The sequence below is a fragment of the Schinkia azotoformans LMG 9581 genome, assembly GCF_000307855.1.
Lineage (GTDB): Bacteria > Bacillota > Bacilli > Bacillales > Bacillaceae_J > Schinkia > Schinkia azotoformans.
The window spans coordinates 1-7,442 of the sequence record NZ_AJLR01000157.1 but is presented as its reverse complement, the minus strand read 5'-3'; the positions used below and the strand labels follow the sequence as shown (position 1 = coordinate 7,442).

Annotated in this window: 9 protein-coding genes; 1 reads left to right on the top strand and 8 read right to left on the bottom strand. The window is 38.8% G+C overall.

The window, feature by feature from the left end; translation table 11 throughout:
* The 5 genes from BAZO_RS22800 to BAZO_RS20640 form a co-directional block, all read right to left on the bottom strand.
* The coding region (locus tag BAZO_RS22800) for a hypothetical protein (RefSeq protein WP_211208575.1) at window positions 1-188 on the bottom strand (188 nt) is incomplete at its 3' end.
* A 317-nt stretch (window positions 189-505) separates the two neighbouring features.
* Window positions 506-2,374, bottom strand: coding sequence for an ABC transporter ATP-binding protein (locus tag BAZO_RS20655; protein WP_003333439.1), 1,869 nt, complete (start codon window positions 2,372-2,374; stop codon window positions 506-508).
* 1 nt (window position 2,375) lies between these two features.
* Entirely contained in the window at window positions 2,376-4,124 is a 1,749-nt protein-coding gene (locus BAZO_RS20650; protein WP_003333438.1) for an ABC transporter ATP-binding protein, read from the bottom strand.
* A 290-nt stretch (window positions 4,125-4,414) separates the two neighbouring features.
* The gene (locus BAZO_RS20645; RefSeq protein WP_003333437.1) at window positions 4,415-4,858 is read right to left on the bottom strand and encodes a hypothetical protein; all 444 of its coding nucleotides are present in this window, start codon (window positions 4,856-4,858) and stop codon (window positions 4,415-4,417) included.
* 69 nt (window positions 4,859-4,927) lie between these two features.
* On the bottom strand, window positions 4,928-5,275 hold the full coding sequence (locus tag BAZO_RS20640; protein WP_003333436.1) for an ASCH domain-containing protein: 348 nt from the start codon (window positions 5,273-5,275) through the stop codon (window positions 4,928-4,930).
* Between the two features lie 348 nt (window positions 5,276-5,623).
* Here BAZO_RS20640 and BAZO_RS20635 point away from each other — a divergent pair, with 348 nt between their 5' ends.
* Window positions 5,624-6,001: a glycoside hydrolase family protein gene (locus BAZO_RS20635; protein ID WP_003333435.1), complete on the top strand. Its 378-nt coding sequence runs from the start codon at window positions 5,624-5,626 to the stop codon at window positions 5,999-6,001.
* Window positions 6,002-6,510: 509 nt separating this feature from the next.
* Here the strand turns inward: BAZO_RS20635 and BAZO_RS22100 are convergent.
* The 3 genes from BAZO_RS22100 to BAZO_RS21985 all read right to left on the bottom strand — a co-directional run bounded on the left by BAZO_RS22100 (window position 6,511) and on the right by BAZO_RS21985 (window position 7,415).
* Window positions 6,511-6,786 carry a hypothetical protein gene (locus BAZO_RS22100; protein ID WP_003333432.1) on the bottom strand — a complete coding sequence of 92 codons (276 nt, stop codon included), beginning with the start codon at window positions 6,784-6,786 and terminating at the stop codon, window positions 6,511-6,513.
* Window positions 6,787-7,084: 298 nt separating this feature from the next.
* Entirely contained in the window at window positions 7,085-7,291 is a 207-nt protein-coding gene (locus BAZO_RS20625; RefSeq protein WP_003333431.1) for a hypothetical protein, read from the bottom strand.
* Window positions 7,292-7,298: 7 nt separating this feature from the next.
* Window positions 7,299-7,415: a YvrJ family protein gene (locus tag BAZO_RS21985; protein ID WP_081585806.1), complete on the bottom strand. Its 117-nt coding sequence runs from the start codon at window positions 7,413-7,415 to the stop codon at window positions 7,299-7,301.
* Window positions 7,416-7,442: the final 27 nt, after the last annotated feature.

Sequence of the window (7,442 nt, the reverse complement as noted above, 5' to 3'; positions counted from 1 at the left end):
TCTTCAAAAAAATGCGGCCATGCCCAGGGCGGAACCCGCACTCCTTGTCCGCAAAAATGAAAAATGCGGCCATGCCAAGGGCGGAACCCGTACTCCTTGTCCGCAAAAAAGAAAAATACGGCCATGCCAAAGGCGAAACCCGCACTCCCTGTCCGCAAAAAAGAAAAATGCGGCCATGCCAAAGGCAAAACCGACACTCCCTGTCCTCAAAAACGAAAAATGCGGCCACGCCAAGGGCAGACCTCGCACTCCCTGTCCGCACCGCAATGTTGGAAAGCCAGTTTCGATCCTCCTGCTATGCCTACTGCACAATAGGGCTCTATTGCGAAGCATATAGGCATCTTTCTCATTCAACCAAAGGGTACCCGCTAGTTAAAGAACACTCCTTCGCAATCTTTTTTTATATTATCCAAAAGTTTCAATTTCCAACAAAATAGCATTCCAACTCTTAGTCTATTGGTATGCTAATATCATACTATTTACAGTACTTCTCTCCAAAATCGATTCACGAACCAACATCCTGCACCGCACCACTCTTATACAATTCATAGTAAGCCCCTTTTTTCGCAAGTAGCTCATCATGGCTGCCACTTTCGATAATTTCGCCCGCATCAATAACCATAATCGTATCAGCACTTTGAATCGTGTTCAGTCTATGAGCAATAATAAAGCTTGTGCGGCCTTCCATGACATTGGCTAGTGCCGCCTGAATCTGATGTTCCGTGCGCGTATCAATATTGCTTGTTGCTTCATCTAAAATTAAAAACGCAGGTTTAGCTAAGATCACCCTCGCAATCGCTAATAGCTGTTTTTGGCCTTGGCTTAAATTGCCGCCGTTCTCTGCTAAAACGGTGTCATACTTATTAGGAAGGCGGTTAATAAACGCATCAGCATTTGCCATTTTGGCTGCATTCACAACTTCCTCATCGGTTGCATCCGGTTTTCCATATTTAATATTTTCTTTAATCGTTCCGGAAAATAAATACGTATCCTGCAACACAATCCCGAAGCTGCTGCGTAAACTATCCCTTGTATATGTCCTAATATCTCTTCCATCAATTAAAATTCTGCCGCTTGTTACATCATAAAAACGAGTCAATAGGTTTACAATCGTTGTTTTTCCTGCCCCTGTTGGACCGATTAATGCTGTTCGGCTTCCGGCTGCAGCTTCAAAACTTATATTTTTAATAATCGATACATCCGACCGATAGCCAAAGCTGACATTTTCAAAGGTAACCTGTCCGTTTGGATTTTTCAAAGGGAACGCACTAGCTGAATCCTCTGGCTCATCATGTTCATCCAAGATTTCAAACACACGCTCTGCCCCGGCAACTCCAGATAATATAACATTATAAATATTAGCAAGTTCATTCAACGGTCTTACAAATTGGCGTGAATAAGTAATAAAGCTTGCGATCACTCCAACCGTAATCATGCTTTTTACAGCAAGGATACTGCCGACAATCGCAACAACGACAAATCCAATATTGCCGATGACATTCATAATTGGCATTAGGAAGCCGGACCAAATTTGCGCTTTAATGCCCACCTTTCTTAACTCAGCATTCACCTCATCAAATTGCTCAATTACCTTTTCCTCATGATTAAAAGCTTTAATGACATAAAAACCTGAAATCGTTTCTTCAATTTGTCCGTTCAGCATCCCCAACTGTTTTTGCTGATCCTTGAACAAAACTTTTGTCCTTTTCGTAATTGTCCGTGTCAGTAAAAAGATGAGTGGAATTGTGATTAAGCTTGCCAACGTTAGAATTGGGCTTAAATATAGCATCATAATAAAAGTCCCAATCAAAATAATAATCCCGCTCATCAGCTGTGTTATTGACTGGGAAATACTATTCGAGACATTATCAATATCATTGACTAATCGGCTCATTAATTCCCCGTGTGTATGACTATCAAAAAAGGCAACCGGCAGCTTTTGCAGCTTCGCAAACAATGCTTCTCTTAGGCTCCCGACGATTCGTTGGGAAACCCCAGCCATAACCCAGCCTTCTAGAAACGTTAGAGCCCCACTCACTATATAAGCTACGAGCAATACGACCACCATAATTTTTAAAAATCCAAAGTTAACGACACCGTTTTCCGTTGCCATTGCATCTATCGATTGGCCAATTAAATATGGTGAAACAAGTGAAAGAGCCGCATCTATTAAAATAAATAAAAACACGGTCGTCAGTAGCCTTTTTTCTTGCCTAACAAAGGACCAAAGTCGTTTCAATGTGGCACTTACGTTTTTTGGCTTTTCTATCGGTTTTTGATGATGCTTTCCAAAGCCCCCTCCACCTGGGCGTAGATTAGGACCTTGTGACTGGGTGCCTTCCTTTTGTGATTGATTTTTTGCCTCTGAAGACACGCTACAGCACCTCCTTGCCCATCTGAGAGTAATGAATTTCCTGATAAACTTGGCAGTCAGCCATTAATTGTTCATGGGTTCCAGAGCCAACCAGCTTTCCGTCATCTAAAACAAGAATCTTATCGGCATCCTTTATTGACGAAATTCGTTGGGTAATAATGATACATGTTAACTCCACCGCATACTCTTTTAGACTTTTCTTGATTTTGGCCTCTGTTGTTAAGTCCACAGCACTTGTGCTATCATCCAAAATAAGAATTTCCGGCTGTTTCACCAAAGCCCGAGCAATTGACAGCCTCTGCTTCTGGCCCCCGGATAAATTAATGCCACCTTGACCAAGCAATGTATCATAGCCTTCAGGCGCAGCCTTAATAAACGATTCTGCTTCGGCTATTGCGGCTGCTCGCTTTATTTCATCTTCAGTTGCATTCTCCTTACCCCATCGAATGTTTTCTGCGATGGTTCCCGTAAACAGCATCGTCTGCTGCGGCACAACAGCAATTTTTCCTCGTAATTCTTTTAGATTGTATTCACGAACATCCATACCATCAACTTCAACAGAGCCTTCACTTACATCGTAAAAACGGGGAATTAAATTAATTAAACTGCTTTTTCCGGATCCTGTGGAACCAATAACCCCAACAGTCTCACCTGGTAGGCATGTGAATGTGATATTTTTTAAAACAGGTTCTCCCGAAGCCCCTTCATAGGTAAAAGAAACATTGTGAAAGTCAATCTGCCCTTTTGTATTTGGAGACTGCTGGTTTTCTCCTTTTTTATCCAAAAAGTCCCCTGTGTCTACCATTCGATTTTCTTCTGAGAACACTTCACTAATACGACCTGCCGAAGCTTTGGCACGCACGAACATGATAAAAACCATTGAAATCATTCTGAGTGAAAACAGAATTTGAATCATATAGTTTGTAAAAGCAATGATTTCCCCAACTTGAATGTTGCCGTTTTGAACACCATAGCCGCCAAACCACAGCACAGCTACAATGGCGATATTCATGACCGTAACCATCATCGGGCCAAAAATAGACATCATCCTCGAAACCGATGTTGAGGTTGATTTCAGTTCTAAATTAGCCTGCCCGAATTTAGTAATCTCGAAATTAAATTGATTAAATGCTTTCACAACCCTGACCCCTGATAAATATTCACGCATGACACGGTTGACCCAGTCTATCGCTTTTTGAACCTTAATAAACCGCGGAAAGCCAAGACGCATATTTAATATAATTAAAATCGCAATGATCGGTACGACTATCGCGAGCACGATTGATAAATCCAGATTCAATCGCACGGCCATAATGAGCGAACCGATACAAAGCAACGGGGCTCTTACGAAAATCCGCATAAGTCCATTCGTAAAATTCTGAATTTGTGTAACATCATTCGTTAACCTGGTGATCAAGGAAGCCCGGTCAAATTTGTCAATATTTTGGAAGGAAAGCGACTGGATCTTACGAAAAAGATCAGCCCTTAAATCCGCCCCAAAGTTTTGTGATACATAGCTAGAGATAAAATTTCTACTGGTCGCCATTATAGCTCCAAAACCAGTAATCAACAGCATGATTCCGCCCATTTTAAGTACATAATCCATATCCCTGTTAGCAACGCCAACATCGATAATCTGTGCCATAATCGTTGGCAAAAGCAAATCTGCTGTCGCCTCTATTGTTAAAAAAATAACAGCAACCGAAAACGGTAACCAATATTTTTTTGCATATTTTTTCAAAAAACTCATAAAAGGAGACCCACCTTAAATAATTGGATGATTTTCAACATTCTCAACTAAAATATACTCCAATTTAGTGAGAATTCCACTTATTAAGTTTCGGGTTTTATAATATATTGGGATTGTGATTTTGGGGATGGTGCCGGAGACGGGAGATGAATAGAACTGTATTTGAGTTTTGCCTAAGGCCTAGGTTCGGACTCTTGTACGCTGAACTTTCGAAATACTGTCCGATCCGTCGTACGCCCAGACTCAATAAGAAAAAGGGGCTGTTGTGATGTTGAACAGCCCCTTGTTATCTACCACAAAACCGGCTTGGCCACCATAAAATACAGCATGATCATTAGCAGGATCACGTAGCCCCAGGTTGAGCGGTACAGTGTTTGAATTGATTTTTCTTTATCCTTTGTTGGGTCATTAAACTTGCGGACAGTTGGCGAAAAGGCGCGTGCCAAGAAAAACCCAGAGCTAAGCATGACCAAAACCGTCATGACAATCCATGACGTTTTCCATGTCCATGAAGTGATCCACACGAGTAATATACCTGTAACAACGAGCACATGCCCGGCATGTTTTGATACTTGAACAGTAAATCTAAATAAGCTTAAATATGATTGTTCGACATCTTCGTTTGCTCCACGAAGCTTTTTAATGAACGGAAGCAATATAAAAAAGGGACCGATGGAAAGGATTACACTAAAAACATGGATATAAAGAATCGTTGTATAGATGTGATAGTTCATTTTATATTCGGTCCTAATCTAGTTTACCGATTGGTTAACCAGAATGGAGTTCCTAAGCCCGGCAAGGCTTTATGCTCGCCGGAACTCGTGAACCCATACACGCATTTGCGGTAGCCAAGGCATCCCAGGATGCATTGATAAAATTGATTGTTTGTATTCCTCTAAATTAGCGTATCCTTCTTGGCGGGCATGCTCATCAGCCAGTTCCCCAAGTGACTGTGAATAAACTTTTTCTACAACGAAATCTTGCCCTTCTAGAGTCATCACTTCGCCAATATCAGCATATCTGCCATTTCGACGAGTTGCTGTTTTTTGTCCGTTTAATACTTTTTCTACATCCTCAGGGACTGTTACCAGTCTTTCGATTGTACATGTTTTTGGTGGTAAAGCATTTGTATCATTTTGTTGATGATTCATTTTAATGAAAAGCCACCTTCCTATGTAATTTTTCTGCAATGTTTGTACTATTATGTAACATTGCTTATGTAAGTCCACTTTAACATATATTATTCCCAGATTGCACCTTTAACAACACGTTTTTAGTATTTACTTTTTTAAGCCAAAGGGTCTGGCACTGTGTCCCGCATCGTCAAAAAGAGCCAGAGGACCCGACCCTGTGACCCACACACCAAAATGAACCAGAGAACCCTACACTGCGTCCCAATACATGTTTTTTCCGAAAATCAAAAAGAAAAGCGTTGCAACTTACATAAGTGCCGGCTTGCTAAAACACTGAACCATAATATTGACAAAGGTGGAGACGAAATGGAGAGCACTAGTGAATTTGTAGCGAGAATCCATGATAAACTTTTAGATGATCTTGCTATTAATTCCGAAAATCCAATTAATGCATTGTCATGTGCATCGAAATTATCTCAAAATCAATTCGATGCTCTTGCTTCTATTACATTTAACGGAGGACCTCGCGTTTTAAAAACAAATGATATGGTGACCATGTTAAATGATCCTAAAGTTTTTCCCGATTTTATTGGACCACTTTCCCGTTCAGATCTCAATACTCTGGCCGAAGAAGTAAAAAAGGCATTTACCTATGGATTAGCGCAAGGTTTAGCACCCAGAAGAAACAGGGAAGCTGATCTGTTTTGTAAAGGTCAAAAGTATACACACAATACAATAGAATAGGAGATCTATGAAAGTTTATCAAAAATAACTTTCTATCAGACACGTAGCTTCGCCTTTAATTATTTAAAACCACAATATATTTATACATATATATTGTGGCTTTCTTGAGTCATAATGCACATCACATACTTAAAGAAAGAATAATTCCTTTTTATTTATCATTAATCTTTTTCAACTCAAAATATGTTGCCTCAAGCTGCAAAATAAGTCTTTCATTGTTCACGATAAAAAGACTAAAAGGATATAAATCATTTTTGTCATTTGTAATTGTTATAGATCTTATTATATCGCTGGGATTAAGCCCTAGGTTACCTTCTGCTCGATTGACCTTACTATAAACCAGAAATGATTCAGCATTGGAGTAGACCATATCAATGTAAATTTTCGGGTTTTTTATGGTATACTGATACCACTTATAGTTAACAATACCTTCCGATGAGAACAAGTCTTTAGTTATAATAATGTTGTCACCAATTACTTTCTGACCTTTTGGGTATTCCGACGCATCATTATATATAATTAAATCCAAGTAATTTATCAATTTTCCATGTACCAAAGAGAAATTGTTCTGAAATTTTATCTAATTGACTTTCTGGAAAACTAATCGGCGAATCATCATTTGAATTGGATTTTAAACTTTTATTGCTATTTGAACTATTTCCAACATTAGTTTCTGCTGCTTCGGTTACAATTGATCGAGGAGTAGAAGCCTTAAATTCCTCATTAGGCTGGCAACCAGTAGGTAGAAACCCCAATAGAATTGTTACTAGTATTATATTTTTCATCATACCCAACCTTTCTATGTATTACTACTATAATATTCCTAAATTTGGAAAAAAGTAAATTACTTCAAAACTTTGTCGGCAAATATCCTGCAAATGATGTCTAAACCGTTTAATACCTGGCTCAATATACTTCGGGTTGTCATAGAGTACCCAGATAAACTTCAAAATAAATAAAAAGATTGGTTATTGGATTATCAAAAATAATTGTTTATAACAACATGAAGGCCGCTGTGAGGAAACAGCTTGCAGGCACTGAAAAGCAGCCAATCTCATATTGGAAATTGGCTTGCTAATTGTTCTATTTGTTACTGGTAGATTTTATTTGTTCTATAGTCTCAAAAAAACCAGGAACATTTAAATCTACTTTATTTAATCTAGTAATAATACTTAAAATAATCTCTTGCTTAAGATCTTCTCTATTTTTTGGGTGAGTTTGAAGTAATCGCTTATTTATAATGGGTTCTAATAATTTAATAATCTTTTCGACATTCTGTGATTCGTGCAATACCTTCTCACTCCTTCTTTTGTTTAACAACTTCTGCAAGTTGTACAATAGCGTTTTCTAATGACTCTATCTTGTTTTCAAACCTATGAAGTAAATAAATACTAATAGCGATTGGGAAACCCATATTACCTATTAATGTAATGATGTCATA